The 26980-nt window shown below is 64.7% G+C and carries 27 protein-coding genes; 16 read left to right on the top strand and 11 right to left on the bottom strand.

The genetic code is table 11. The features are described from left to right. The first annotated feature begins 112 nt into the window (after window positions 1–112). The 4 genes from C8J46_RS11265 (at window position 113) to C8J46_RS11280 (ending at window position 5256) form a co-directional block, all read left to right on the top strand. On the top strand, window positions 113–676 hold the full coding sequence (locus tag C8J46_RS11265; protein WP_333921895.1) for a TetR/AcrR family transcriptional regulator: 564 nt from the start codon (window positions 113–115) through the stop codon (window positions 674–676). An 84-nt stretch (window positions 677–760) separates the two neighbouring features. Then, window positions 761–1513 (top strand): SDR family NAD(P)-dependent oxidoreductase, encoded by a 753-nt coding sequence (locus C8J46_RS11270; protein WP_132738923.1) that lies wholly within the window; start codon window positions 761–763, stop codon window positions 1511–1513. Window positions 1514–1777: 264 nt separating this feature from the next. After that, on the top strand, window positions 1778–3397 hold the full coding sequence (locus tag C8J46_RS11275; protein ID WP_165886526.1) for a GGDEF and EAL domain-containing protein: 1620 nt from the start codon (window positions 1778–1780) through the stop codon (window positions 3395–3397). Between the two features lie 65 nt (window positions 3398–3462). Next, window positions 3463–5256 (top strand): sensor domain-containing phosphodiesterase, encoded by a 1794-nt coding sequence (locus tag C8J46_RS11280; protein WP_132738929.1) that lies wholly within the window; start codon window positions 3463–3465, stop codon window positions 5254–5256. Between the two features lie 25 nt (window positions 5257–5281). Here C8J46_RS11280 and C8J46_RS11285 read toward each other — a convergent pair whose 3' ends face one another. Further along, window positions 5282–6130 (bottom strand): response regulator, encoded by an 849-nt coding sequence (locus C8J46_RS11285; protein WP_132738932.1) that lies wholly within the window; start codon window positions 6128–6130, stop codon window positions 5282–5284. 225 nt (window positions 6131–6355) lie between these two features. Between C8J46_RS11285 and C8J46_RS11290 the strand changes: the two genes are divergently transcribed. The 3 genes from C8J46_RS11290 to C8J46_RS11300 are packed head-to-tail and all read left to right on the top strand — an operon-like array spanning window position 6356 to window position 9285. Continuing rightward, entirely contained in the window at window positions 6356–7102 is a 747-nt protein-coding gene (locus C8J46_RS11290) for a response regulator (protein WP_132739588.1), read from the top strand. An 8-nt stretch (window positions 7103–7110) separates the two neighbouring features. Continuing rightward, the gene (locus C8J46_RS11295; RefSeq protein ID WP_243643338.1) at window positions 7111–8508 is read left to right on the top strand and encodes a HAMP domain-containing sensor histidine kinase; all 1398 of its coding nucleotides are present in this window, start codon (window positions 7111–7113) and stop codon (window positions 8506–8508) included. Between the two features lie 33 nt (window positions 8509–8541). After that, complete coding sequence (locus C8J46_RS11300) at window positions 8542–9285, top strand: EF-hand domain-containing protein (RefSeq protein WP_132738935.1); 744 nt, start codon at window positions 8542–8544, stop codon at window positions 9283–9285. A gap of 40 nt (window positions 9286–9325) precedes the next feature. Here C8J46_RS11300 and C8J46_RS11305 read toward each other — a convergent pair whose 3' ends face one another. Next, on the bottom strand, window positions 9326–9913 hold the full coding sequence (locus C8J46_RS11305; RefSeq protein ID WP_165886527.1) for a Spy/CpxP family protein refolding chaperone: 588 nt from the start codon (window positions 9911–9913) through the stop codon (window positions 9326–9328). Window positions 9914–10312: 399 nt separating this feature from the next. Beyond that, window positions 10313–10912 (bottom strand): isochorismatase family protein, encoded by a 600-nt coding sequence (locus C8J46_RS11310; RefSeq protein ID WP_132738941.1) that lies wholly within the window; start codon window positions 10910–10912, stop codon window positions 10313–10315. 84 nt (window positions 10913–10996) lie between these two features. Between C8J46_RS11310 and pncB the strand changes: the two genes are divergently transcribed. Both pncB and C8J46_RS11320 read left to right on the top strand, forming a co-directional pair. After that, window positions 10997–12301, top strand: coding sequence for a nicotinate phosphoribosyltransferase (pncB, locus tag C8J46_RS11315; RefSeq protein ID WP_132738944.1), 1305 nt, complete (start codon window positions 10997–10999; stop codon window positions 12299–12301). A gap of 159 nt (window positions 12302–12460) precedes the next feature. Further along, a complete protein-coding gene (locus C8J46_RS11320; RefSeq protein WP_132738947.1) occupies window positions 12461–15382 on the top strand; it encodes a TonB-dependent receptor in 2922 nt (973 codons plus the stop codon). Window positions 15383–15526: 144 nt separating this feature from the next. Here C8J46_RS11320 and C8J46_RS11325 read toward each other — a convergent pair whose 3' ends face one another. Together C8J46_RS11325 and epsC are read right to left on the bottom strand one after the other, a co-directional pair. Continuing rightward, window positions 15527–15865: a DUF2794 domain-containing protein gene (locus C8J46_RS11325; RefSeq protein WP_132738950.1), complete on the bottom strand. Its 339-nt coding sequence runs from the start codon at window positions 15863–15865 to the stop codon at window positions 15527–15529. A gap of 13 nt (window positions 15866–15878) precedes the next feature. After that, window positions 15879–16571, bottom strand: coding sequence for a serine O-acetyltransferase EpsC (gene epsC, locus C8J46_RS11330; protein ID WP_132738953.1), 693 nt, complete (start codon window positions 16569–16571; stop codon window positions 15879–15881). Window positions 16572–16740: 169 nt separating this feature from the next. Here epsC and C8J46_RS11335 point away from each other — a divergent pair, with 169 nt between their 5' ends. Then, window positions 16741–17514: a sulfite exporter TauE/SafE family protein gene (locus C8J46_RS11335; protein ID WP_093400338.1), complete on the top strand. Its 774-nt coding sequence runs from the start codon at window positions 16741–16743 to the stop codon at window positions 17512–17514. A 118-nt stretch (window positions 17515–17632) separates the two neighbouring features. On the opposite strand, the gene C8J46_RS11340 is transcribed toward C8J46_RS11335, so the two are convergent. Then, complete coding sequence (locus tag C8J46_RS11340) at window positions 17633–18151, bottom strand: carboxymuconolactone decarboxylase family protein (protein ID WP_132738956.1); 519 nt, start codon at window positions 18149–18151, stop codon at window positions 17633–17635. Between the two features lie 128 nt (window positions 18152–18279). Continuing rightward, window positions 18280–18825, bottom strand: coding sequence for a peroxiredoxin (locus tag C8J46_RS11345; protein ID WP_132738959.1), 546 nt, complete (start codon window positions 18823–18825; stop codon window positions 18280–18282). 145 nt (window positions 18826–18970) lie between these two features. Between C8J46_RS11345 and C8J46_RS11350 the strand changes: the two genes are divergently transcribed. From C8J46_RS11350 to C8J46_RS11360, 3 genes are all read left to right on the top strand, one after another. Beyond that, complete coding sequence (locus C8J46_RS11350; protein ID WP_060526661.1) at window positions 18971–19873, top strand: hydrogen peroxide-inducible genes activator; 903 nt, start codon at window positions 18971–18973, stop codon at window positions 19871–19873. A 90-nt stretch (window positions 19874–19963) separates the two neighbouring features. Further along, window positions 19964–20587: a fasciclin domain-containing protein gene (locus tag C8J46_RS11355; protein WP_243643339.1), complete on the top strand. Its 624-nt coding sequence runs from the start codon at window positions 19964–19966 to the stop codon at window positions 20585–20587. Window positions 20588–20722: 135 nt separating this feature from the next. Next, complete coding sequence (locus tag C8J46_RS11360) at window positions 20723–21328, top strand: fasciclin domain-containing protein (protein ID WP_132738962.1); 606 nt, start codon at window positions 20723–20725, stop codon at window positions 21326–21328. A 105-nt stretch (window positions 21329–21433) separates the two neighbouring features. Here the strand turns inward: C8J46_RS11360 and C8J46_RS11365 are convergent, their stop codons facing one another. From C8J46_RS11365 to pgsA, 3 genes are read right to left on the bottom strand one after another with little or no spacing between them, the layout of a single operon-like run. Beyond that, on the bottom strand, window positions 21434–21883 hold the full coding sequence (locus C8J46_RS11365) for a molybdenum cofactor biosynthesis protein MoaE (RefSeq protein WP_132738965.1): 450 nt from the start codon (window positions 21881–21883) through the stop codon (window positions 21434–21436). Next, window positions 21880–22137 carry a molybdopterin converting factor subunit 1 gene (gene moaD, locus C8J46_RS11370; RefSeq protein WP_132738967.1) on the bottom strand — a complete coding sequence of 86 codons (258 nt, stop codon included), beginning with the start codon at window positions 22135–22137 and terminating at the stop codon, window positions 21880–21882. Before moaD ends, C8J46_RS11365 begins: the two co-directional genes overlap by 4 nt. A gap of 2 nt (window positions 22138–22139) precedes the next feature. After that, complete coding sequence (pgsA, locus tag C8J46_RS11375) at window positions 22140–22691, bottom strand: CDP-diacylglycerol--glycerol-3-phosphate 3-phosphatidyltransferase (RefSeq protein WP_132738970.1); 552 nt, start codon at window positions 22689–22691, stop codon at window positions 22140–22142. Between the two features lie 114 nt (window positions 22692–22805). On the opposite strand from pgsA, the gene C8J46_RS11380 reads away from it, so the two are divergent. Next, window positions 22806–24131, top strand: a complete 1326-nt coding sequence (locus C8J46_RS11380; RefSeq protein WP_132738973.1) for an MFS transporter — start codon at window positions 22806–22808, stop codon at window positions 24129–24131. Window positions 24132–24223: 92 nt separating this feature from the next. Here C8J46_RS11380 and C8J46_RS20835 read toward each other — a convergent pair whose 3' ends face one another. Beyond that, the gene (locus C8J46_RS20835) at window positions 24224–24388 is read right to left on the bottom strand and encodes a hypothetical protein (protein WP_165886528.1); all 165 of its coding nucleotides are present in this window, start codon (window positions 24386–24388) and stop codon (window positions 24224–24226) included. Window positions 24389–24583: 195 nt separating this feature from the next. Between C8J46_RS20835 and C8J46_RS11385 the strand changes: the two genes are divergently transcribed. Together C8J46_RS11385 and C8J46_RS11390 are read left to right on the top strand one after the other, a co-directional pair. Beyond that, complete coding sequence (locus C8J46_RS11385; RefSeq protein ID WP_132738976.1) at window positions 24584–25702, top strand: DUF47 family protein; 1119 nt, start codon at window positions 24584–24586, stop codon at window positions 25700–25702. 183 nt (window positions 25703–25885) lie between these two features. Beyond that, window positions 25886–26884, top strand: coding sequence for an inorganic phosphate transporter (locus tag C8J46_RS11390; protein ID WP_132738978.1), 999 nt, complete (start codon window positions 25886–25888; stop codon window positions 26882–26884). Window positions 26885–26980 lie beyond the last annotated feature (96 nt).

Here is a 26980-nt window from a genome sequence, read left to right on the forward strand (position 1 = left end):
GGTTCACCGGAATGAACGTTCATTCCGCTTGCTTGCCCGCTAGGATTGTGCGAGCGGCCGGTCAACCAAAAAACGCGTCGGGAATATAGTTTTGAGTGCAGTGCAGCATGAGATGGGAAGCCGGGAGCGCATCGTCGCCGCAGCTCGTCATCTGTTTGCGACCCAAGGGTTTCACCAGACGCCGATGTCCGAACTGGCCGTTGCGGCGGGTGTGTCGGTCGGTCAGATCTATCGCCTGTTTACCGGCAAGAACGCCGTGATCCAGGCGATCGTGATGGAAGATGCGGCGGCGAAGATGGCCGAATTGCAGACGATGAACGACTCGGTCAAATCGGAACGATTCTCGATCGAGGAAGGGTTCGTCGAACTGGCACGGCGTGCCTTGTCCAAGGGTGACGAGGCGCTGTCGTTCGAGATTATGGCGGAGGCGCATCGCAACGCCGATGTCGCCGACACGATCGCCGACCTGTGCCGCGATTTCCGCCGGATGATCCGCGAACTCGCCTGCGTCGCCAATCCGGATTTGCAGGAGAATGAACTGGAAGGCGCCGAGGAGCTGATCCTCGCCTTCATGTTTGGGCTCGGCCACCGGACCCTGTCGCGCCCGCGGCTGTCCGAGGACCAGACGGCGCGGCTGACGGGACGGATGATCCTGGCCGCGGTGCGCGCTCTATAGGTGCGACGTTTGCGAGCACGATGATCGCACCTACATAGCCCCTGTCCCCGACCGATGCGGGGCGGACCACGGCTAGGAAGCGACATGACCAGAACCGTCCTCATCACCGGCGCGACCTCGGGAATCGGCGAGGCCGCCGCGCACGCGTTCGCGAAGGCTGGATGGCGCGTGATCGCGACCGGGCGTCGTGCCGAGCGGCTCGATGCGCTGGTCGCCGCCCTCGGCGCGGACAAGGTCCATCCGGCGGTCTTCGACGTGTGCGACGAGCGCGCGCGTGATGCCGCACTCGATGCGCTGCCCGAGGCGTTTCGCGACGTCGATCTGCTCATCAACAATGCCGGACTGGCGCTGGGGACGAAGCCCGCGGACCAGGCGGACGTCGATCAGTGGAAGACGATGATCGCAACCAACGTCACTGCGCTCGTATCGGTCACGCACAAGATCCTGCCGGGGCTGATCGCGCGGAAGGGCGCGGTGATCAACATCTCGTCGGTTGCGGCAACCTATCCGTATACGGGTGGTAATGTGTACGGCGGCACCAAGGCGTTCGTCGAACAATTCTCGCTCGGGCTCCGATCCGATCTCCATGGCAAGGGCGTGCGCGTCACATCGATCGAGCCAGGCATGATCGAAACCGAATTCACGCTCGTCCGCACCGCCGGCGACCAGGCCGCCTCGGACACGCTGTATGGCGGTGCCGATCCGATGACCGGAGGCGACCTTGCCGCAACGCTGTTGTGGATCGCCGAACTGCCGCCGCATCTGAACATCAACCGGCTCGAGATCATGCCGGTGAGCCAGTCGTTTGCAGGGTTTCAGGTGGCGCGAAATAGCTGAGGGACAGCGCCCCTCGTCGAACGCCGCGAGCTATGAGCTTTTTACAATCGCTGGCGTGCAGCGCTGAGAGATCGCCGCCCATCGCGTTGGGATCATTGGGCTTTTGAGGTAGGTGTCGATCACGATACGCGATCGATCGACGACGCGAACTATCACTTAACCATGCCGCCCGTATGCAGCGTCATGACCCACCGCCCTACCTCCGCGACAGATAGACCTCAAAATGGATCTATTCCGACCGGGCCTGAGCGATCGTCGGACGGCGTGCCATCCGCACTCGCGATCCTGGACATGCTGCCGGGGCTGGTCGCGTATTTCGATCGGGACCTGACCTATCGCTACGCCAACGCGACCTACGCAGCGTGGCGCGGGATCGCGCCCGACCAGATCGTTGGACGGCATTGTCGCGAGATCGTCGGCGAGGGTAACTTTCCGACCGTGCTGCCGCGGTTGACCGAAGCATTGGCCGGCACACCCGTGACGTACGAATATACGCTGTTCGATGGGGGCGACGCGCGCCGCGTCCAGGGAAGTTACGTCCCCGATGTCGATGCCGATGGGGTCATCCGTGGTGTCGTCGTGCTGGTGACCGATATCAGCGTCCGGCGCGATCTCGAGGCCCGCATCGCCGAGAAGGAGATCATGTTCAACGATGCGTTCGAGCATGCCCCTGTCGGCATGGCGGTCACCAATGCCGATGGGCGGATGGAACGCGTAAACGCTGCGTTCGCCGCCATGCTCGGGCTAACGGTCGTCCAGCTTGCGGGTCTCGATTTCCGGACGATCACGCATCCCGACGATCAGGAGGCCGACGCGCGGCTGTTCGCCGAGGTCGTGGCAGGCGGGCGGGACGACTACACGCTCGAAAAGCGCTATATTCACAAGAACGGCGAACCGGTCCATGCGTCGCTCGCGGTATCGGCCGTCCGCGCGCCCGACGGCGCGCTGATCCGGGTAATCGCGCATATCCAGGACGTCACCGAGCGACGGCGCGCCGATCGCGCGCTCCAAGAGATCAACGCGCGGATGACGCTGGCCATGGAGGCGGTACGCGGCGGCTTCTGGCACATCGATGTGGAAACCAAACGGTTCGAAACCTCCCCGAGTTTCTCGCGCTTCGTGCGTGGACCGGAAAGGTCAGGGCCGATCGATCTCGATACGTATGGCGACTATATCGCGCCTGCCAACCGCGATGCGGCGTCGGTCCAGACCTTGCTCGACGGTGAGATCGACAACGCCTCCGTCGAATATGAATTGTCGACGATCAATGGCCCGCGCTGGATGCGGTGCGATCGCAAGCTGCTTCGGGCCGCCGATGGCAGTCCGTTGCGGATCGTCGGCGTGACGATCGACATCTCCGAAGATCGGGAACGCCAGTTGCGCGCGGTCGTCGCCGCGGAAACGGACCCGTTGACGGGATTGCTCAATCGCCGCGGTCTCGATCAGCGCCTCGCGCAGACCAGTCCCGGCGTGGCGGTCGGCATCATCGCGATCGACCTGGACCGGTTCAAGGCGATCAACGATCGCTTTGGGCATAGTGTCGGCGATACGGTTCTGGTCGAGGTTGCGAGGCGTCTGCGCAGGGCCGTCCGCGCCAGCGACCATCTCGCGCGTCTGGGGGGCGACGAGTTTGCCGTCCTGTTGCCCGACGCCGACGACGCCCGGCTGTCCGTCGTCGCCAATCGTATCGAACGCGCATTGTGCGAGCGGATGACCAGCGACGGCATCACGCTTCCGGTCGGAGGCAGTGTCGGGGCGGTGCTTATGGATGGCTCGACGACAAGCTCCGCCGTGCAGAACTTCGCTGCAGCCTGGGGACGCGCCGATGCGGCGCTATACGCAGCAAAACGTGATCGCACCGCGCGCAGTATTCGTCTGGTCTAACTTATGTTATGCGCATGGTGACTAATATTCACATTCACTTAAGTCATATTTGACAGAGTGTTGCCATGACTAAACCGGTAAACGAAGCGGCGCGGCTCGATGCTCTCAGGCAGCTCGATATCCTCGACAGCCCTCCCAGCGAGAGTTTCGACCGTATCACGCGGATGGCGAGTCAGATTTTCGGGCTGCCCGTCTCCGCGATCTCGTTGACCGACGACGATCGCCAGTGGTTCAAATCCCGGGTCGGCGTCGAGCACACCGAACTCAGTCGCGACCGTGCACCGTGCGCAGAGGTCGCCGAGACCACCAAGCCTCTCGTCATCCCCGATTTACTCGATCATCCTTTCTATGCCTCGAGCCAGCTCGCTAGCTCGGGCACCCGGTTCTACGCCGGGGCGCCCCTCACGACTCGCGATGGCTATGGTTTGGGCTCGTTGTGCGTGCTCGGCTCGGAACCGCGGACCGCAACCACCGCCGAGATGGGAGCGCTGCGCGATCTTGCGGCGATGGCGATGGCGCAGATCGAGCTGCAACATGCATTTGGCCGGATCGATCCGATCAGCGGGTTGCCGAACCGCCAGCAGTTTCTCGACGATCTCGCCGACCTGACGCGCGATCACTGCGGCGAGCGCCGCCTGCTGGTGATGCTCGATCTGGCGAGGACCGATCAGATCGACAACATGACCCGCGTGCTCGGCTCCGAGCATGTCGTTGAAATGGTCAAGACCGCCGCGCTGCAACTCCGCGACGCATTGTCTGCAAATCGTCGCGCGTACCATGTCGCCGCGACGCAGTTCGTGTTCTTCGCCGAACCCGATGTCGATGATGCCGCCTATGTCACGCTGCTGACGGACAAGGTCGCGGAGTGCAGCGTGAAATCGTCGCTGCGTTTTGCCACCACCGCCGCGGTGGGCGTTGCGCCGATCACGCTCGGCATGGTCGAACCGACCGACGTCCTGCGGTTCGCGCACGGTGCCGCGCAGGATGCGCGGGCACAGGAAGCCACCGTGTGCTTCTTCTCGTCGGCGAACGACACCGCGCATCGCCGTCGCTACGAACTGCTGCGCGATTTCGAGGCGGCGTTGGCGAGCGAGGATCAGCTGAGCCTGGTCTATCAACCGCGGGTCGACCTGCTGTCCCGCCAATGCCTTGGTGCCGAAGTGCTGTTGCGCTGGACGCATCCGGTACTGGGCGACGTGTCGCCCGCCGAGTTCATCCCGTTGATCGAACAGACCTGGAACGCCAAACCGCTGACTCACTGGGTCGTCGATCGGGCGCTGGAACAACTCGGTCGCTGGATTGCCGAAGGCTTTACCGGTAATTTGTCGATCAATCTGTCGGCGAACAATCTCGAGGAACCCGATTTCGCTGCGCGGGTCCAGCTGCTGCTGCTCAAGCACCGGATCCGTGCCGAGCGGATCGAACTCGAGGTTACCGAAAGCGCGATCATGCGGAACGTCGCGCAGGCCCGCGAACAGCTCGCCGCCCTCCGGGACGCCGGGGTGCGCCTGGCGATCGACGATTTCGGCACCGGCTACAGCAGTCTCGCCTATCTTCAGCGATTGCCCGTCGACGTCGTCAAGATCGACCAGAGCTTCATGCGCGATCTCGATGCGACCATCAGCGGCGGCGACGAACAGACGCTCGTCCGAACGATGATCCGGTTATCGCACGAACTCGGCTACCGCGTGGTTGCCGAAGGCGTCGAGACCGAGGGCGTCGCGGCCTGCCTCTCGACGATGGAGTGCGACGAGGCGCAAGGGTTCCTGTTCGCGCGACCGATGCCGGCAGCGCCGTTCCGCGCATGGTGCATCGCGCATCCGGGGGATCCGGCGACAACGCCCCGCGCCGCAGCCTGAGTCTCGCAGCCGGCCGATACCCTGGTCAAGCGCCGCTGACGTCGGCGATGAACAGATAGCCCTTCCCGCGGACCGTACGGATGATCTCGGTCCGGTCGAAGGCCGCCAATTTGCGGCGGAGGCGGCTGATGTTGACGTCAATCGTGCGATCCTTCGACGACGTATCGGCACGCCCCGACAGCGCGATCATGTCTTCGCGCGTGTGGACCGCATGGGGATGCGTGACAAAGGCATCCATCATCTGGAACTCGCCCTCGGTCAGCGACACGATCTCGCCGCCAGGCGCCTGCAACGACCGCATCCGGCAATTGAGCGTCCAGCCTGCAAACCGATAGGTCGTGTGGAATCGCGGTGCGTCACCCGCCTCGACCATGCCACCGATGTCCGCACCGAGAGGCACCGTCCGATTGCGCCGCCGCAGCACCGATCGGATCCGCGCGAGAATTTCGCGCGGGGTCGATGGCTTCGTCACGTAATCGTCCGCGCCCATCTCCAGGGCGACCACGCGGTCGACCTCGCTCGACAAGGCCGACAGCATGATGACCCCGGGCGGATCGTCGGACTGGGCAAGCCCGCGCAGGACGGACAGGCCATCCTCGCCAGGCATCATCATGTCGAGGATAACGAGATCGCAGGGCCGCTGAACGAGACGGGCGCGCAACGCCGCCCCGCTCGACACCGCCTCGACGCCCAACCCATTATCGACGAGGAACTCGGTGAGAAGCTCGCGAAGACCGGGGTCGTCGTCAACGATGATCACCCGGGCCGACTGGTAGCCGGCATCGTCCGCGGGCTCGTGGATCGCGTCGTCCTGCCACGCGGCGATGTGCGGCGGGCGGGCGGATACGGGTTCGTAATGTTGGGAAACGTTCATCGCCGGCGACTTTCGGGGAGAGGGAGACGGTGAGCCATGCGTCCTGCCCTGCACCCGGTGTTTGTCCGGGATGTTTCCCGATGTGACACCGCCCGCCCCGCTTTGAAACACTGGAGGGCTGGCGTTATCCTAACCTATGTTGCTGCAACGAAAAGATGCGGGACGACGCGCTTTGGCGCATGCAGAAATATCGCGAACACACGCGCTCGCTAGGATCGCCGCATGATGCCGAACCCTGCCCCCGAATCGCTCGCCCCGGCCCCTGGCGGCGTGGTGCCGAAGCCGACGCTGCTGGTGGTCGACGACGATCACATGATCCGCACGCTGCTGGCGCAAAGCCTCGGCATGCATGGCTATAACGTCGAGACCGCGACGAGCGCGCAGGAGATGGACAGCGTGCTGGCGCGCCAGTCGGTATCGCTGATCCTGCTCGACGTGATGATGCCCGGCGAGGACGGCCTGTCGGTCTGCCGTCGCCTGGCGCGTGCGGCCGGGCCGCCGGTGGTGATGCTGAGCGCGCTGGGCGCGGAGCCCGACCGTATCCTGGGGCTCGAGATCGGCGCCAGCCACTATCTCACCAAGCCGTGCAGCCCGCGCGAAATCCTCGCGACGGTCCGCGCGGCGTTGCGCGCGCGCGAAATCCAGGACGCCAGCGAGGGGCGTTCCTATGGTTTCCTCGGGTGGCGCGTCGATTTCGCCGCACACGAACTGTTCGATGCGGAAAATACGCTGATCGATCTTACGGATGGTGAGTTTGCGGTGCTGCGTGCGTTTGTCGAGCGGCCCCGCCGCGTTCTGGCGCGCGACGCACTGCTGGAGGCGGCGCGCGGGCCCGATACCGATGCCTTCGACCGCGCGATCGACGTCCAGGTCAGCCGCCTGCGCCGCAAGCTCCGCTCCCGCGGTGACGACATCATCCGGACGATCCGCAACGAAGGGTATTTCTTCGTGCCACGCGTGGTCCGGCTGTGAACCAAGCCGTGGACGCTCCCCGAAAGCCGATCGGCAACGATACCGGCAGGGACGCCGTGCCCGCGCGCAATCTGCAACGATCCTGGCCGCTGTTCCTGCGTATCTTCGCGCTCATGCTGATCACCGTGCTGCTGGTCCAGGTGCTGAACTTCGCCACGCTGCTGTTGATGCCGCCGCCGACGCCGATCATCTTCACCACTACCCGGATCGCGGCGTTCGCCCGCACCGGCGTCGACCCCGCCAAGCTGCTGAAGACCGAGATCGCGACCCGCGCGCCCAACCCGACCGACAGTCCGCGCGACCGACGGCTGGGCGCGATCATCGCCACCGATCTCGGCCTGCCCGCGACCGCGGTCGTCGTCGAGGCGGAGCGGTCCGGACGCCCGATGTTCGCGGATGCGCTGCGCCCGCCGATACCGATGGGACCGCCGATCGGACCCCGTCGGCATCATAACTTCGCCGCGCTGGAGAATGCCCTGTTCGGTCCGTTCGTCGTCTCGATCGACGTCGGCGGTGGCAGATGGCGCGTAATCCGCCCGACCAGCGCGATCATGGGCCCGTGGCGAATCCGCATCATCCTGTGGTTTCTGGTCGCGCTGGCCGTCGTTGCACCGATCGCCTGGGCGCTTGCCCGACGCGTGGTCAAGCCGATCGGCCAATTCACGGCAGCGGTCGAACGCCTCGGCCGCGATCCGCGCGCGGAACCGCTGACTTTGATCGGCCCGCCCGAGATCGCCGAGGCGGCAATCGCCTTCAACGTGATGCAGGAGCGGCTCAATCGCTACGTCGAGGATCGCACGACGCTGATCGCCGCGGTCGCGCATGACTTGCGAACGCCGTTGATGCGGCTCTCGTTGCGGCTCGAAAAGGCGCCGGAGGACATCCGCATCGCCACCGAGGACGACATTCAGGAAATGAGCCACCGGATCGGTGCGGCGATGGCGTTCGTCCGGGACATGACACGGCATGTTCGTCGGCAACGCCTGGATCTGCGATCGCTGGCGGAAAGCGTCACCGACGAGTTCGCGGACCGCGGCGACGACGTCGTGCTCCAGATCGGCGATCCCCTGACGATCGAAGGCGATGCCCCCTCGCTGAAGGCGTTGATCGGCAACCTGGTCGGCAATGCGATCAAATACGCCGGTCATGCCGAGGTGCTGCTGTACCGCGACCGCGACACGGTGGTCATCGAAGTGCAGGACCGCGGCCCCGGCATGCAGCCCGACGACTTGATCCGTGCATTCGAACCGTTCTTCCGCGCCGAACAATCGCGCAACCGCGATACCGGCGGGATCGGACTGGGTCTCGCCAGCGTCCGCGCGGTGGCACGTGCGCATGGCGGCGATGCGACACTCGATATGCGCCCCGAAGGCGGGTTGCGAGCCCGCATCACGCTACCAGGCTAACCGTTTTTGTCCGGCGACATGCAAGGAGTTCCTATGCGACGCGTAATCCTCATCGGGCTGGCGGGCGCGCTGGCAGGCGCGCTGGCAGGCTGTGCCGCCGACCTCCCGCGCCCCGGCGATCCGTCCGAGCGTGGCCGCGGCCAATTGTTCGTCAGCCCGATGGGCGAGCCATTTCGCACGATCCTTCGCCCCGGCGCCGCGCAAACCCTTTGGTTCGCTGGGGCGGATGCGGATGGCGACGGACGCCTTACGCTGACGGAGTTCCAGCACGACGCGATGCGCTTTTTCGCGGTGCTCGATCGCGGCAAGGACGGGGAAATCGACCCGGACGACATCGCATTTTACGAAAACGTCCTCGTCCCCGAGATCCGCGTCGTCGGCGGCCGCCGCATGGCCGAAGGAGGCGGGCGGCGTGGCGATGACGGGGGCGGTCGAAACGGCGGCGGTCAAAACGGGGGCGGCGGCGGCGGTGACGGCATGCGCTTTGGCAATGGTGGTTCCAGCAAGACTGCCGTGCCCCGCGAACGCCAGGGTGCGGCGCGGTTCGGGTTCTTCGACTTTCCCGAGCCGGTCATCACCGCCGACCGCGACGGCAACCGCGGGGTCGACGCCAGCGAATTCACGAGTACCGCGACGGTTCGTTTCGCGGCATTGGACCGCAACCACGATGGCGCGATAACGCGCGGGGAATTGCCGCGCGCCGGGGCCGAGACATGGCGCAACGGATCCGATGCGCCGGTCGAACCCGACCGCGACAGGGACCCCGAAAAACCCTGATAACGAAGGTTCATCGAGGTCCCGTCAGTTGAGCATCGTCCTACTGGTCGCTGCCCGGGCCCTTTGGCAGTTGCTGTGACGAACCTGCGTGCGACGGCACGCCGCCAGCCGCTGGGCCGTCGAGGAATGGGCCACCGTCGGGATCGCGCATCGGGCCACCCGGCATGGCCCTCATCATCGGCGGTCCCATCGTGGAGGGGCCCATCATCGGGGGTCTCATCATGGGAGGGCCCATCATCGCGGGGCCGTGACGTAGACGCATCAACGCCTCGAACGCGGCGCGCTGTTTCGTATCCAGGCCATCATAGAAGCTTCGCGCCGCGGCGATGCGCCGGGTGTCATCGGCCGCGCGCTGTGCCGTCATCTCCGTCATGCGTTGCAAATGCTGCTCGAAACCGTCCGACGGCATCGCCTCACGCATCTTGTCCCCGTGCGGCATTGCCGGCGGCGGTGCGAATGACTGCAGAAATGCGTCGAGTGCCGGACGTTGCGCCGCCCGCAGCTGCAGCAGAAGCGCCATGTCGTCCGCCTCGCGCCGTTGCAGCGTCACGACGTCGATCCTTGGTGGCCCTGCCCGCTGCGTCTGCGCACTGGCAATACCCGGCATTCCCATCAGCAGTGCAAGCATCGGCACTATCCTTGGCGTCATGTCTTTCCCCTTTTGATAATGAATTCGGGCATCTCACCCGAGCAGTCCGGAGATGACCCAGCGTCGGCTGACCGCCGATTTGACGATCGTCGCACCGCACCGGCGACAGGCGGATCGCTGGATCGGTTCGCTCAGGACATCCCGATGACGCGAACGCGGCGCATGACGCCCGATCGCGCATTCGGGCGACGATATTGACTGGTGCTGCATGAAACTGCCCTCCGAGATCCCCAGATGCAGTTTTGCGCGCCAATCTTGTCCGCAGTATTTCGAGCACATACCGACGCTACGCCGGTCGAGGGCACCATTCGAAACGCGGGACAATTGATCGCGCGTGAAGGATCGTAGCCTGCGCCGCGCGCGCACGAACGCGTGGCGTCAGGCTGGTTCGGCCGAAATCTCCAGGCGCTTGCCGACGAAATCTTGTGCTGCGACCGTGTCGATCTGGCGCTCGATTCCCCGCGTCAATGCGGCCGGAACGCGTACCGCAAAACCGCGATCGACCAGACCTTCGACAGCCCACCGGACGCAATAGTCCGCAGCGACGCCGATGACCGTGACGTCAGTAATCCGTTGCGCGGCAAGGCGATCGAAGAACTCTTCGCGGGGAATCGTCCGGCTCGCATCGCGTGCGTCTTCGATCGCGAGCCCCGGTTCGGCCCACATGTCGAACACCCCCTTCTCGATCCGCCATGCCGGGATCGCCGGATCGAGCAACGCCACATCGAGCATGTTCTCCCACCCTCGCGTCCCCCGGACGCAGTGGATCGGGAACATCGCCGCCTCGGGCGACGCGGCGTAAGTTTCGCGGAAATGCGTGTCGAAGGTGAAGAGGACGCCTGAGGTTTCACCGGGCTGCAAAGCCGACAGCCAAACCTGCATCGGCCCGACCAACGCCGCCGCGCCCGCGACGCTCAGCGCGCCGCCCTCCGCCATGAAATCCCACTGCGTATCCACCACGACCACAAACCGCGCCATCGCCCGTCTCCTTCGCCCGCTGCTTGACACACTCGCGTCATCTCGGACACCCGCAACCCCCAAGCAACGCAGGAGCCCGCGCGCATGGCCGTGACCGATATCGCCACCCGGACGTACAATCACAATTTCCGGCTCGATCCGATCGTGCGCAGCCTGCTCGACACCGATTTCTACAAGCTGCTGATGTTGCAGATGATCCGGCAGGTCTATCCGGACGTGCATGCCACCTTCGCACTGATCAACCGGACCAAGACGGTGCGGCTGGCGGAGATCGTTGATGAGGCCGAACTGCGCGCGCAGCTCGATCACGCGCGGACGCTGCGGTTCGCGAAGAAGGAGCTGATCTGGCTCGCGGGCAACAGCTTCTACGGCAAGCAGAAGATGTTCGGACCCGAGTTCCTCGCCTGGCTCGCCGAGTTCCAGCTGCCCGCCTATGATCTGCGGAAGGTCGATGGCCAGTACGAGCTCCATTTCGACGGCCCGTGGACGCACACGACGATGTGGGAGATTCCCGCGCTGACGATCATCAACGAGTTGAAATCGCGTGCGGCCCTGCGCGATCGCGGCCGGTTCGCACTCGATATCGTTTACGCGCGTGCGAAGGCAAAGCTGTGGGAGAAGGTCGAGCGGTTGCGCGAGCTGCCCGACCTCGTCCTGTCGGATTTCGGCACGCGTCGGAGGCATGGATTCCTGTGGCAGCGCTGGTGCGTCGAGGCGCTCAAGGAAGGGCTTGGCGACCGGTTCATCGGCACCTCGAACGTGCTGCTGGCGATGGATGCGGATCTGGATGCGATCGGTACCAACGCGCACGAACTACCGATGGTGACCGCCGCACTGGCCGAGAGCGATGCCGAGCTGGCCGACGCGCCGTACCGCGTGCTCGAGCATTGGCGGCAGCATTATAACGGCAACCTCCTGATCGCGCTGCCCGATGCGTTCGGGACGACCACGTTCCTGCGCAACGCGCCGCACTGGCTGGCGGAGTGGACCGGGTTCCGCCCCGACAGCGCGCCGCCGATCGCGGGTGGCGAGCAGATCATCCGCTGGTGGGAGCAACAGGGCGTCGATCCGAAGACCAAGCTGCTGATCTTCTCCGACGGGATGGACATCGACACGATCGAGCAGGTGTATGGCCATTTCCATGGGCGCGTGCGGATGAGCTTTGGCTGGGGGACCAACCTGACCAACGACTTCCGCGGCTGCGATCCCGATGGCGCGGCGGCGCTGGAGCCGATCTCGCTGGTCTGCAAGGTGATCGAGGCGAACGGGCGCCCTGCGGTGAAGCTGTCGGATAATCCCGCCAAGGCGACCGGCGAACCCTCCGAAATCGCCCGTTATTTGCGCGTATTCGGCGAAGCCGACCGGGCGAGCGCACCGGTGCTCGTCTAACTCGCCAAACGTGGCATCTGCGCAACACACCAGCCACATTTCGCAACAAAATTGTTACACACGGCGATATTACCTTGCTTCGTTACGCCCCTGAGCCATCATTCGTATACAAAATATAAGAGCGGATGCGGTGCGGAAACACGAACAGGGGGATGGTTCATGCGTGCAGTGAAGACGTTCAGATATCCGGGCAGACATTCGGGCAAATATGCCAGCGTCGGTAGTTTGGCCCTGGCGACGATGCTAGCGGCGGCGCCGGTCCAGGCGCAAACCGTCACGACACCCGCGGCGGAGGCCACAGCACCCGTCGATCAGACCAGCGGGGAAGAGATCGTCGTCACCGGATCGCGTATCCGTCGCGATCCGCTGTCGCAGCCTTCGCCGGTCATCACGGTCGATGCGGAATCGATCCAGCGGACCGGGCTGTCGTCGGTTGCCGACGTGCTCCAGCGGCTGCCAAGCGCGGCCGGCGGGCTCAATTCGAAGGCCAATAATTCGGGGAACATCGGCAATCCGCCTGATGGCGGCGGCGTGGGCGCAGGGTCGGCCGAGATCGACCTGCGCTATCTCACCGCCAAGCGGACGCTGGTGCTGGTCGACGGCCTGCGCTTCGTCAACGGCGCGTCGGCGAGCGGGATTCCCTCGACGGTCGATCTCAACACGATCCAGGTCGGCTCGATCGAGCGGATCGAGATCCTCCAGTCGGGCCAGTCGCCACTCTATGGCTCGGACGCGCTGGCCGGCGTCGTCAACATCATCACCAAGTCGCAGCAGAAAGGGCTCAAGGCCTCCGCGCAGTTCGGTACGTTCCGTCAGGGCGACGGGCATACGCAGGACTATAACGTCAGCTACGGGATCCAGGCGCCGCGGACGAGCGTGGTGTTCGGCGGGAGTTACGTGAAGCAGGAAGCGGTCCGCACCGGCGACCGCGCGATCTCGCAATTCCCCAACCCTGGCCAGACGAGCTGCACCGATCCGATCGGCGGTTGTTCGAGCGCGACGGTGAACGGCTATGTCCAGCTCACCGGCGCGGCGCTTACGCTAAAGTCGGCACCGATCCTCGGCCGGCCGCGCTACGACGCGGCGAACCCCACAGGCGCGAACAGCGACTACCGTCTGCTCACGACCTCGGACCGCTTCAACTTCGCACCCTTCAACTATTTCCTGACGCCATCGGAGCGCTACGGCTTCTTCGTCAGCGCCAAGCAGGAGTTGACCGACAGCGTGAACCTGCGCGTGAAGATGAACTACACGCGGCGCAATTCGCAGAATCAGGCGGCGTTCCTGCCGCTGTTCGTCGGGCCCGATGCGGGCAACGGCAATCTGCTCGATACCATCTCGATCGATGCGACCAACCCGTACAACCCGTTCGGCTATACGCTGTCGGCGGGCGGCGCGGGCAATGCGCCGGCGAATTACTCGACGGTGCGTCGTCGTCTCGTCGAAGCGGGGCAGCGCACCTATACGCAGACCGTCGACACGATGTCGGCGACCGCGACGCTCGATGGCTCGTTCATGGTCGGCAGCCGTAAATTCTACTGGGATGCCAACGCTGTCCTGGGCTTCAACGATGCCAAGCAGCTGTTCACCGGCAACATCAATGCGGCGTTGCTGCAACAGGCGCTCGGCCCGGTCGCGAATTGCACCGGCGCATGCGTCCCGTTCAACATCTTCGGCGGGGCCGGCTCGGTGACGCCGGCGATGCTCGCCTATATCGCATTCGACGAGCGCGCGCGCAGTTCGCAGAGCCTGGAGGATTATACTGCCAACATCTCCGGCGACCTGTTCAACCTGCCCGCCGGCCCGGTCGGTATCGCCGCAGGGTATGAGCACCGCGTTCAATATGGCAGCTTCACGCCCGACCCGCTGATCACCGCAGGGCTTGGCGCGGACATTCCGGCGCAGCCCGCGCGCGGCCATTTCAACTCGGACGAGGTCTATGCCGAGCTGCGCGTGCCGCTGATCCACGACACCCCGTTGATCCACTCGCTCGAAGTCGGCGGCGCGGTGCGGCATTCGAACTATTCGACGAGTGGCAGCAACACGACCTATACCGGCAGCGGCCTGTGGAAGCCGGTCAGCGACCTGCTGTTCCGTGCCTCCTATGCGCAGGGGTTCCGCGCCCCGAGCATCGGCGAGTTGTTCGGGGCGGAATCGCGGTCGGATGCGCCGATCGACGATCCCTGCACCAACGTCGCCGGGTCGCCGTATCAGAGCTCGGCCACGGTGCGGGCGAACTGCACCGCGAACGGCGTACCCGCGAACGGCAGTTACCAGGAGCCCAATGGCGGCCAGCTGGGCGTGCTGACCGGCGGCAACAGCGCGTTGAAGCCGGAAACCTCGCGGACCTGGCTGTTCGGCGGCGTCTATGCGCCGAACTGGGCTCGAACCAGCGGCTTTGCGAGCCAGCTGAGCCTCGAGGGCAATTACTACGACATCAAGGTGAGCGACGCGATCGCACCGGTCGCGGCACAGCTAACGCTGAGCCGGTGCGCGGAAACCGGCGATGCGCTGAGTTGCGCGGCGATCACCCGGACCTCGAACGGATTGATCTCGCGGATCAATGCGCAGTTGCAGAATATCGGCGGGATCCGCACGCGCGGTGTCGACGTGACCGCGATCTATCGCTCGCCACGCACCTCGGCGGGGACGTTCGGGCTGTCGCTCAACGGCAACATCCTGTTGAAATACACCGAGACGTTCCCGGCGGCGACGGGCTTCACCACCACCGACTACCGCGGCACGACGCGCGGCTTCCCCGACCAGTCCTACCCGAAGTTCAAGGGCAATGCGGTAGTCGACTGGGATATCGGCGCGGCGCGCGCGTCGTTCACCGGGCGCTACATCAACAGCGTGAAGGAAGCCGATGGTAAAAAGCTCGACAGCACCTTCTACGGCGACGTCCAGCTAACGTTGGCGCCGGGCTGGCTGGAGAACCGGTTGGGCCTGACGATCGGCGTCAACAACGTGTTCAACCAAGACCCGCCGGCCTGCTTCAGCTGCACCGGGCCGAACTATGATCCAACCACGTATGATGTGCCGGGGCAGTTCGGGTATATCCGTCTGTCGTGGGGGCTTTGATCCCGCGGGCGTGATCTAGTGGGGAAGGCAGTCCGCCGATGGCGGGCGGACCGCCTCCCGTCATCCTGATGAAAATCACATTCAGAGTAACGCGCGACGTCCTTTGTAACTCTGGATCCTGACTTTCGTCAGGATGACGGGAACTCAGTCCTCGACGAGCTTCATGAAGCGGCGTTCTACCGGGGCCAGCACCGGGCCAAGCTCATGGCCGCGCTTCACTACCGCGCCGCCCTCGCCGATCAGAGCCCACATGCCCTGTTTGTTGCGCAACGACGGGCGTTTCTCGATCCTGAATTCAGGCCGCTCGGCGGCGCGACGGAAGGCGGCGAAAACGGCGGCGTCCTTGCCGAGATCGATCGCGTAATCTCGCCAATGCCCCGCTGCGACCATCCGGCCGTAGAGGTCGAGGATCCGGTTGAGTTCGAGGCGTTCGAAGCCGACCTGCGTCGCTTTGGACGGTATCGGAAAGGGTACGACGCCCATCAATTATCCACCATCATGCGCGGTCGCGTCGATCCTCGGGAAGACCATCGGCGAGCAACGCGTCGAGCCGCTTGCGCATCGTCTCGAGCTCGCAACGCATGATCTCCATCTTCTGCGTCGCGGGATCGAACGACTCGCTGCACGGCGTACCATAGGGCACGAACCGCGGCATCTCGGGTGCGTTGCCACCCTCGATCGTGGTCGCGCGGGCGGGGATGCCGACGACCGTCGTCCCCGCCGGCACGTCGCGCGTAACGACCGCGTTGGCGCCGACGCGCGAGCGCTTGCCGAGCGTGATCGGCCCCAGCACCTGCGCGCCCGAGCCGATGATTGCGCCGTCGGAAATGGTCGGATGGCGCTTGCCCTGCACGCCGTTGTCGGGGCTGGTACCGCCAAGCGTGACGCATTGGTAGATCGTGACGTCGTCGCCGATTTCCGCGGTCTCGCCGATCACGACGAAGCCGTGGTCGATAAAGAAATTGCGGCCGATCGTCGCGCCGGGATGAATGTCGATCGCGGTCGTGAAGCGCGACCAGTGATTGACGCAGCGCGCGAGGAAATAGAGTTTCGCCTTGTACAGACGGTGCGCGATACGATGATAACCAAGCGCCCAGACGCCGGGGTACAGCATGATTTCAGCGCGCGAATGCGGGGCGGGATCGCGGGCGCGGATCGAATCCAGATAGGCCAGTAATCCGCTCGACATCCGCAGTCCCCTTCGCGATTTCCGTATCTAGGGTATCGAACCGCCGATTTCCAGAACCGGGCGCAAGGGCCGCCTCAGGCCGCCACATCGGACTGCCGGGATCGGGGTAAAGCCTATCTTTGTTGTGGGATAAGCCCGCGCTGTGCAGTTTAGGCGCCATATTGAGGGGATGCCGATGTTCGACCTGACGACCTTGAGTTTCGAGACGCTCCTGCCCTTCATCCTGGTCGGGTTCGCCGCGCAGATCGTCGATGGCGCGCTGGGGATGGCGTTCGGGGTGATTTCGAACACGCTGCTGCTGTGGGTCGGCGTGCCGCCGGCAGCGGCCTCGGCGGGCGTCCATACCGTCGAGACCTTCACCACCGCGGTGTCGGGGATCAGCCATGTGCTGCACAAGAACGTCAACTGGACGCTGTTCCTGCGGTTGATGATCCCGGGCGTGATCGGCGGCGTGCTGGGGGCGTACGTGCTGTCGAACATCGATGCGAGCACGGCGAAACCGTTCATCCTCGCCTATCTGACGTCGATCGGCGTGTACCTGCTGTACCGCGGGCTTCGCTATCCGCCGAAGCAGAAGGAGCCGAAGATCGTCGAGCCGCTCGGGCTGGTCGGCGGGTTTCTCGATGCGGCGGGCGGTGGTGGCTGGGGACCGGTGGTGACCTCGAACCTGCTGGTGCAGGGCGCATCGCCGCGGACCACGATCGGCACGGTGAATACGGCCGAGTTCTTCCTGACCGCGACGATCTCGGCGACGTTCATTACGCAGCTGGGTTGGGCGGCGTTCACGCAGGCGACGGTGGGGTTGCTGATCGGGGGCGTGCTGGCGGCGCCGTTCGGGGCGATGCTGGCGAAGCGCGTGCCGGCCAAGACGTTGATGGTGCTGGTGGGGGTGATTCTGACGATCACGAGCTTGTTCGGGCTCTACCGCGCGATCTGGCACTGACCCAACTCCCCTCCCGCTCGCGGGAGGGGTCGGGGGAGGGGCTGGCCTCGATACGCCGGCGCGGTTGGAAGAGAAGCCCCTCCCCTAACCCCTCCCGCAAGCGGGAGGGGGACAGAAGTCAAAGCGTTGCGTGGACCGTGGCGACCGCGGCCATCACCGCGCCGATCCGGACCGAGGTCTGGATCGCTTCCGCGGTCACGCCAGCCTTCTTCAGGATCTGCTCGTGGCTGTCGATGCACATGCCGCAGCCGTTCATCGCCGACACGGCCAGGCTGAACAGCTCGAAGTCGACATTGTCGATGCCGGGCTGCCCGATCACGTTCATGCGCAGCTTGGCCGGCATGTTGCGGTATTCCTGGTTCCCGGCGAGGTGCGTGAACCGGTAATAGACGTTGTTCATCGCCATCACCGCGGCGGCCGCACGCGCTGCGTTCGCGGCCTCGGGCGAGAGCTTTGGCGCGCATTCGGCTTCGGCGGCCTCGACCAGCGGCTTGTAGCCCGAGCCGTGCGCGCAGGTGAGCAGCAGGCCGTATTTGCGCTGGTCGGTGAGGTGCGTCTCGTTCAGCAGCGAGCCGACGTTGAGGCGGATGTCCTTGGCGTAATCGGGCAGCGTGCCCGCGAATTCCTTGAGTGACATGAATGGGTTCCAGTCCAGAAAAGCGTCACCCCAGCGAAAGCTGGGGTCTCCCCGTTACGAAGAGACCCCAGCTTTCGCTGGGGTGACGGAAGAAATGGGAGCGGGCGTTCAAGCCCGCTCCCGATAGATCAGGCAGCGAGCTGGAGGACGTCGTCGCCCTTGTTCCAGTTGCACGGGCAGAGTTCGTCGGTCTGCAGCGCGTCGAGCACGCGGAGCGTCTCGGCGGGGTTGCGGCCGACGTTCAGGCCGTTGACCTGGACCGCCTGGATGACGTTGTCCGGATCGATGATGAAGGTCGCACGGAACGCGACATGCTCGTTCTTGTCGACGATGCCGAGCGCGTCGGCGAGCTTCGCGCCGTTATCCGCAAGCCACGGGAAGTCCGCTGCGGCAAGGTCCGCGTCCGACTTGCGCCAGGCGAGGTGGACGTGCGCGGTGTCGGTCGACGCGCCGATCAGCACGGCGTCGCGGTCTTCGAAATCGCCGCGAATGTCGCTGTAGCCGACGATCTCGGTCGGGCAGACGAAGGTGAAATCCTTCGGCCAGTAAAACAGCACCTTCCACTTGCCGGGATAGGCGGTCGTCAGGTCGAGCGTCTCGCCGGCGGGCAGTGCGGCAACGCCCTGCTGGACGGGAATGGTCATCGATGGGAACTGGTCGCCGATGGTCAACATGATGGAAGCCTCCTGGAAATAATTGGCTCCAGGCATCCTCAAGCGCGGCGGTTGTCCCGCTCGGTCGTTGTGCAATGCGGTATAGGGGACTGGTGTAATCGATCCAACGCTCTATTTATCACCTGATGATCGATAGAGGCGATTAATGGCTGCGACCTACCTACCCACGTTGAAACAGTTGCAATATCTGGTTGCGCTGAAGGACCACGGCCATTTCGGACGTGCTGCGGAGGCGTGTTTCGTGACGCAATCGACGCTGTCGGCGGGGCTGCGCGAGCTCGAAACGCTGATCGGCGTGGTGCTTGTCGAGCGCACCCGGCGAGTCGTGCGGTTCACGCCGCTAGGCGACGGGATCGCCGACAAGGCACGGCGCGTGCTGCGCGAGGCGGAGGAACTGGGTGACATGGCGCGCGCCGCCGGCCAGCCGCTGTCGGGCGACATGCGGATGAGCGTCATCCCGACGATCGCGCCGTTCATGCTCCCGAGGATCCTGCCGCGGTTGCGGAAGGACTATCCCGACCTCAAGCTGTTCCTGCGCGAGGAGCCTAGTGGTCCGGCGTGCGAGGGGTTGCACAATGGCCGGACCGACTGCGTGCTGCTCGCGCTTCCCTATGCGTGCGGCGAAGTGACGTCCGAGACGCTGTTCGAGGATCGTCTGTTCGTCGCCTATCCGTCGGGCGAGGAGCCGACCGCGCTGCCCGCGATCCCGGCGTCGGCGATCGACGAGACGCGGTTGCTGCTGCTCGAGGATGGGCATTGCCTCAAGGATCACGCGCTTGGTGCATGCAACCGGCCGGAATTGCGCGCGGAGGCGACAATGCTGGGCACGTCGCTGCACACGATCGTGCAGATGGTCGACAACGGGCTTGGCATCACGATGCTGCCTGAGATGGCGCTGAAGGCCGGCATCCTCGACAACACCAATATTACGGCCAGGCCGCTCGACGAGATCAACGCGGTGCGGAAAATCGCCTTGGTCTGGCGGCGGGCGAGCCCGCGGGAAAAGGACTTTCGATTGATGGCGAAGGCGCTGGCCGACGTTCAGTAACCGGCTCGGCTCGCCGTGAGATTGGCACGGATGCGCAACCAACTCGGCGTTCGATCGTATGTTTCGCGAGTTCCCGCTGGAGACCCGATGATGTCGAAGACGCTTCCGCTACTGCTGATGACGAGCGCACTGGCGCTCGCGGCGTGCAGTGGCAAATCGAAGGACGACGTGGCCAGTCCGTCGACCAATCCCGCGCTGGCGGTGCCGAACGGCCCGCCTGCGGTCGCCAATCCCACGGTCGGCGGCGTGCCGATGATGGCCACGCGGACGATCGTCGACAACGCGTCCGCCGCCCCCAACCTGTCGACGCTGGTCGCTGCGGTGAAGGCCGCCGATCTGGTCGGCACGCTCTCGGGTCCGGGGCCGTTCACGGTGTTCGCGCCGACCAACGACGCGTTCGGCCGGCTCGCACCGGGCATGGTCGATACGTTGCTGAAGCCGGAGAACAAGGCTTCGCTGACGAAGGTCCTGACGTATCACGTCGTGTCGGGGGCGATCACCGCGGACGATCTTCGCCAGCGCATCGCGGCCGGCGGCGGTACGGCGACGTTGACGACGGTCGAGGGCGACCCGATCACCGCGACGCTGGTCGGCGCAGTCATCGCGCTGACCGACGTCAACGGTAACAAGAGCTATATCGAGACCGCCGACGTGCGTCAGTCGAACGGCGTCGTGCACGTCGTCAATGGCGTAATCGTGCCGAAACTGAGCTGATCCGCAAGGCTTAAGGCTCGGTTCGTCGCATAGATGCCGCGGCTGGTCCGCGAAAACATTGCAGACGAACCGGACGCGTCCCTAGATTTTCTTTTGAGCTTATAACCGTCCCATCAATGATATTTGGAGTCGCAGATGACTGTTAAGACGAACCTTCTGATTGCAGCCGCATCGAGCCTTATCTTTGCCGCTGGTGCGACTGCACAGACGACCACGCCAGTTGCACCTGCAACGCCGCAGACCGCGCCTGCTGGCGCAGTGCCGGCCGCGCCGACCGCCGCGGCGACGACCACGATCGCCGCTGCGCTGCCGACGTTGCCGAACCGCGCGACGCTGACCAAGCTGGTGACCGCGGCAAAGTTGCAGACGACGCTCGCAGGCCCCGGCCCGTTCACCGTGTTCGCCCCGAGCGACGAGGCGTTCACCCGTCTGCCCGCCGGTGCGCTCGACACGCTGTTGAAGCCTGAATCCGCACCGACGCTCGCGACGATCATCAAGTATCACGTCGTCGCCGGTGCGATCACGTCGGACCAGCTTAAGGCGCAGATCACTGCTGGTGGTGGCAAGGCCACGCTGACGACGCTCGCCGGGCAACCGCTTATCGCCTCGCTTGGCCCGAACGGCAACATCGAGCTGACCGACACCGCCGGGATCAAGGCGTATGTCGATACGGCCGACATCAAGGAGACGAATGGCGTCGTCCACTTGACCAATGGCATGAGCGTTCCGAAGCTCGGCTGATCTGAGGGGGCTGCAACTCCATTAGGGAGTGCAGCCCCCTTTGTTTCCCCGCGAAGGCGGGGACCCAGTCTGGGCTCCCGCCTTCGCGGGAGAACAACCTTTGGTTTAGGCCTCCGGCTTATCCCACCGAACAGCAGCGGCATGATCGCCATCGCGAGCTTCGACCCAGCTAGCCGTCGCACCACGCGTCTCACGCTTCCAGAATGGCGCATCGGTCTTCAGCCGATCGATCAAATACGCGCAGGCCTCCAGCGCCGCGCCGCGGTGCGCCGCCGTCGCCGCGACGAACACGATGCGCTCCCCCGGATGCATCGGCCCGACCCGGTGCACGATGATCGCGCCGCTTAGCTGCCAGCGTTCGATCGCGCCCTCGGCAACCTTCAGCAACGCCGCTTCGGTCGCACCGGGATAATGTTCGAGTTCGAGCGTACCGACGCCATCGTCCGCACGTACGAGGCCGGTGAACGTCGCCACCGCGCCGGCCCCTGCCGCCTCGGCGCGCGTCATTTCAGCCGCGATATCGATCGGCGACTGCTGGACCGAAATATGGATCATCCGCCGGTCACCGGTGGGAAGATCGCAATCTCCTGCGCCCGACCGATCGGCGTATCGAGCGAGACGAAGTCCTGATCGATCGCTGCGCGCAACCGCGAGCGGTTCTCGAACGCGCCCGCGTGTGCCTCGCTCGTTTCCGCCAGCCAGTCGACCAGATCGGCCACCGTCACTACGCTCGCAGGCGGCTCGACCGATTCTTCGCCCGTGCCGATGCGCTCGCGCACCCAGGCGAAATACACCATCCGTACCGTCATTTTCAGTCCATGTGCTTCAGGCCGACGCGGAGGTAATCCCATCCGGTCAGCAACGTTAGGACGGCCGCGCCCCACAGCGCGACGATGCCGACGGTATGGACCCAGATCATATCAGGCACCGCGCCACCAAGGATGATGCCGCCCAGCGACACGAGCTGTAGCGTCGTCTTCCACTTGGCGAGCTGCGACACGGGCACGGACACCTGCACCTGCGCCAGGAACTCGCGCAGCCCCGACACGGCGATCTCGCGCAGCAGGATGACCAGCGCGGCGATCACATGGATGCCGGCGATATCGCGCGTGCCGACCAGGATCAGGATCACCGCCGCGACCATGATCTTGTCGGCGATCGGATCGAGGAAAATCCCCAGCCGCGACACCGCGCCGCTCGACCGCGCGAGGTAGCCGTCGAAATAATCGGTGATGCCCATCAGGCAATACAGCACGAAGGCGATGCCGTACCCTGCCTCCCAGTCGGGCCACCACAGGAACCAGACCAGCAGGGGCACCGCGACGATCCGCGACAATGTCAGGAGGTTAGGCAAGCTCAGCACCCACTACCTCTATACCGGTCGGTCGCGCGGCGAAACCGGTTTAAGCGTTGGCGTGCGCATGGCGCTGGGCTAAGGGTTTGGCGTATTTTCGCAACGATCTGGGCGATTTCTCGCATGCTCAATGCCCTCGGGTTGCTGAAGCAACGTCGCTTCCTGCCCCTGTTCACCACGCAGTTTCTCGGCGCGTTCAACGACAACCTGTTCAAGACTTCGATGGTCCTGTTCGCCACCTATGCGGTCTTCAACGACCCGAAGATGGAGGCGAACTTCAACGCGTTGGCGACGGGACTCGGCATCCTGCCGTTCTTCCTGCTGTCCGCGCTCGCCGGGCAATTGGCGGATAGTCGCGACAAGGCGCGGATCATCCGGATCGTCAAGACGGTCGAGATCGGCATCATGCTGCTCGGCGCGACCGGACTGATGGTCGCGCGCTTCGGGCATCCGTCGCTGGGAATCGGGCTCATGCTCGGCGCCGTGCTGTGCCTCGGCGTGCATTCGACGTTCTTCGGACCGATCAAATACGCGATCCTGCCGCAGCATCTGAAACCGTGCGACGTGCTTGGCGGCACGGGCCTCGTCGAGGCCGGGACGTATCTCGCAATCCTGCTTGGCACCGTCACCGCAGGCTGGATCCCGATCGAGGGCGCCGCCGCCAGCGTGTTGATCGTCGCGCTGGTCGGCTGGTTCGCGGGCCGGCAGGTGCCCCCCGCACCCCGCGAAGGGCCGCCGCTGAAGCTCGACTACAACCCGTTCACGGCATCGTGGCGATTGATCAGCGCGACGCTGCACATCCCGCGGCTGTTTCTCGCGATCGTCGCGATCAGCTTCTTCTGGACGATCGGCGCGGTTCTGATCATCGTCTTCCCGCCCTTGGTGAAGAACGTGCTGACCGCCGACGAGCGAGTCGCCAGCTTCGTGATCGCGGTGTTCTCGGTCGGAGTCGCGATCGGGTCGGTCGTGATCAACTCGATGCTGCGAGGGCGGATCTCGGCGAAGTTCTCGCCGGCATCGGTGATCGCGATGGGCGGCTTCGTCGTGCTGTTCTCGTTCCTGGCGCGGAACTGGACGCCTGCACCGGCGGGGCAATATTACGACTGGGCGGGCTTCATTCATCAGCCGGGCGCGATCCCCGTGCTCGCGACGCTGCTAGCAATCGCGATCACCGGCGGAATGTTCGTCGTGCCGCTCTATGCGTTCCTGACGACGACCGTCGAGAAGGACCAGACTGCGCGGACCGTCGCGGCGAACAATGTCGTCAATTCGGGCGCGATGACGATCGGTTCGATTCTGGTGATCGGCATTACCGCGATGGGCGTGACGCCGGAGGACATGCTGTTCCTGGTCGCGGCGATGTGCCTGGTCTCGGCTTGGCTGGCGCAGAAGCTGCACCGCGCGTGTAACGACGATGCCGTCGGATGCTTGCCGACGTTGAGGGGATAACCTCACACCCAAATCCGTTCGCCCTGAGCGAAGTCGAAGCACCTTCACCCGGGACGTGCCCTTCGACTTCGCTCAGGGCGAACGGCATGTTGTCAGAAAATGAAGCTGTAGAAGCAGGTGAAGAACGCCGCGAAGCTTAGGAAAAACAGTTTCACGTCGTGATCGTCGTTCTTCGCAGTCGCGACTACCGGCGGCGGCAAAGACCGACGCAGCGGATGGCGGGCGGCTTCGTTGGTGAGGACTAGGCGTCTGGTCATGATGCAAACGTTAACGCGGCGTTTACCAATTCGACCAGTCGCAAAAATGGTTAAACCAGACCCGTCCGGGAATGGGACGGAATTGCGCCGCCGTAAGCGCGTCGAGCCTGACGCAGCAGCCCCCTGTCCTTGCCCTATCGCGCCGTATAAGCTGCTGCCATTCGCCGCGACTCCGCGCCCATAAGGACCCGAATTATCCAGCAGATTGCGGCACTTCCCTATGTGATCGACGCCGACGGCCACGCTCGGGTGATGTTGATCACTTCCCGCGATACCGGGCGCTGGGTGATCCCCAAGGGCAATCCGATCGTCGGTCTGGCCAGCCACGAGGCGGCCGCGCAGGAAGCGTATGAGGAAGCCGGCATCCGCGGCATCCCCTGCCCCACCGCGGTCGGCGAGTTCGGCTACCGCAAACGCCGCCGCACCGGCCGCTACCGCGACATGATCGTGACGGTGTTTCCGCTCGCGTTCGTCGAGCAGGTCGACGACTGGCCCGAGCGTCATCAGCGTGACACACGCTGGTTTACGCTTGATCGTGCGGCAGACGCTGTCAATGAGCCCGGCCTGAAGGCGCTGATCGCTGCTTTCCGCGAACCGCCGATCCCGGCGTCGTTCGCGCAACGTATCTTACCCGTCGTGCGCACGAGTGCGAAAAGGAGAATTCCGATGCTGGGCTGGTTCCAGTCGCTGATGCCGAAGCAGGGACGGTTCTTCGAACTGTTCGACGCGCATGCCGCGACCCTGGTCGCCGGCGCCGATGCGCTTGCACGGCTGCTCCACGGCGAAGGCTCGATCGAGGGTCAGATCGCCGAGATCGTCAAGCGCGAGCACGAGGCCGACGATATTACGCGCGAGGTCCTCCAGGACGTCCGCCGCGTGTTCGTGACGCCGTTCGACCGCAGCGCGATCACGGACCTGATCGGCGTGATGGACGACGCGATCGACCAGATGAACGGCACGGCGAACGCGATCGCGCTGTACGAGGTGACCGAGTTCTCGCCGCAGATGCGCGACATGGCGGGTATCATCGTCGAGGCCGCGCGGATCACCGCGGAGGCTATTCCGCTGCTGCGGTCGCTCGGCACCAATGCGGGGCGGTTGCACGATTTGACTGCGCGGCTGATCCAGATCGAGGGGCATGCCGACGATATCCACGACACGGGCCTGCGCGCGCTGTTCCAGGCGTCGAAGATCAGTGCGGACCCGATGACCTTCATCATCAACCGCGAGATCTACAGCAGCCTGGAAAAGATCGTCGACCGCTTCGAGGATGTGGCCAACGAGATCCAGGGGCTGGTCATCGACCATGCTTGATAGTCAGTCATCGATAGGTGCCCCACCCCGGCGAAGGCCGGGGCCCAGTTGGGGGACGGCAATAACCGAGGACGTTGCGCTGTTACTGCGACTTCTCCAACTGGGCCCCGGCCTTCGCCGGGGTGGTAACGTGGTCGGGCGAGCGGCGGTGGGCATCATGACCGCGCCGCAGAGCGCAGCCGCATGATCCTCTCGCTCCCACTCCTCATCGGCCTCATCGGCATAGCGCTGCTGTTCGACTTCCTGAACGGCCTGCACGACGCGGCGAACTCGATCGCCACCGTCGTCTCGACGCGCGTGCTGAAGCCGCAATACGCCGTCCTCTGGGCAGCGTTTTTCAACTTCATCGCGTTCGCCGTCTTCGGGCTTCACGTCGCGCAGACCGTCGGCACCGGGATCGTCCAGGCACACGTCATCGACGCGCAGGTGATCTTCGCTGCGCTGATTGGCGCGATCGCGTGGAACGTCATCACTTGGGTGCTCGGCATCCCGTCGAGCAGCAGCCACGCGCTGATCGGCGGGCTCCTGGGGGCCGGCATCGCCAAGATCGGTTTCGGTGCGATCGTTTGGAGCGGCGTGATCAAGACCGTCGTTGCGATCTTCGCGTCGCCCGCGATCGGCCTGATGCTCGCGCTGGTGCTCGTGCTGATCGTCGCCTGGACGAGCCTCAAGCTCACCCCGCTCGGCGTCGACAAGCGCTTCCGCAAGCTCCAGCTGATCTCGGCCGCACTCTATTCGCTCGGCCATGGCGGCAATGACGCGCAGAAGACGATGGGGATCATCGCGGTGCTGCTCTACTCGCAGGGCCTGCTCGGCGGCGAATTCCACGTGCCGCTCTGGGTCGTGCTGTCCTGCCAGGCCGCGATGGCGCTCGGCACGCTGTCGGGTGGCTGGCGGATCGTCCACACGATGGGCTCCAAGATCACGCGGCTTACCCCGGCGCAGGGCTTCTGCGCGGAGACCGGCGGCGCGATCACGCTGTTCGCCGCGACCTTCTGGGGCATCCCGGTATCGTCGACGCACACTATCACTGGCTCGATCGTCGGCGTGGGTGCGGCGCGGCGCCTGTCCGCGGTCCGCTGGAACGTGGCCAGCAACATCGTCGTCGCCTGGACGCTGACGCTGCCAGCCGCGGGATTGATCGGCGCAGGCACCTATCTGCTGGTCGGGCTGTTCGTCTGAACGGTCCGCCACCCCTAAGCGACAGTCTATTGACGCAGCCGTAACCGGCTCCGACACTCCCGGTCGAGCGAAGGACAATGATCCCTCGCCGCCGGG

This window comes from Sphingomonas sp. PP-F2F-A104-K0414 (genome assembly GCF_004340945.1).
GTDB lineage: Bacteria > Pseudomonadota > Alphaproteobacteria > Sphingomonadales > Sphingomonadaceae > Sphingomonas.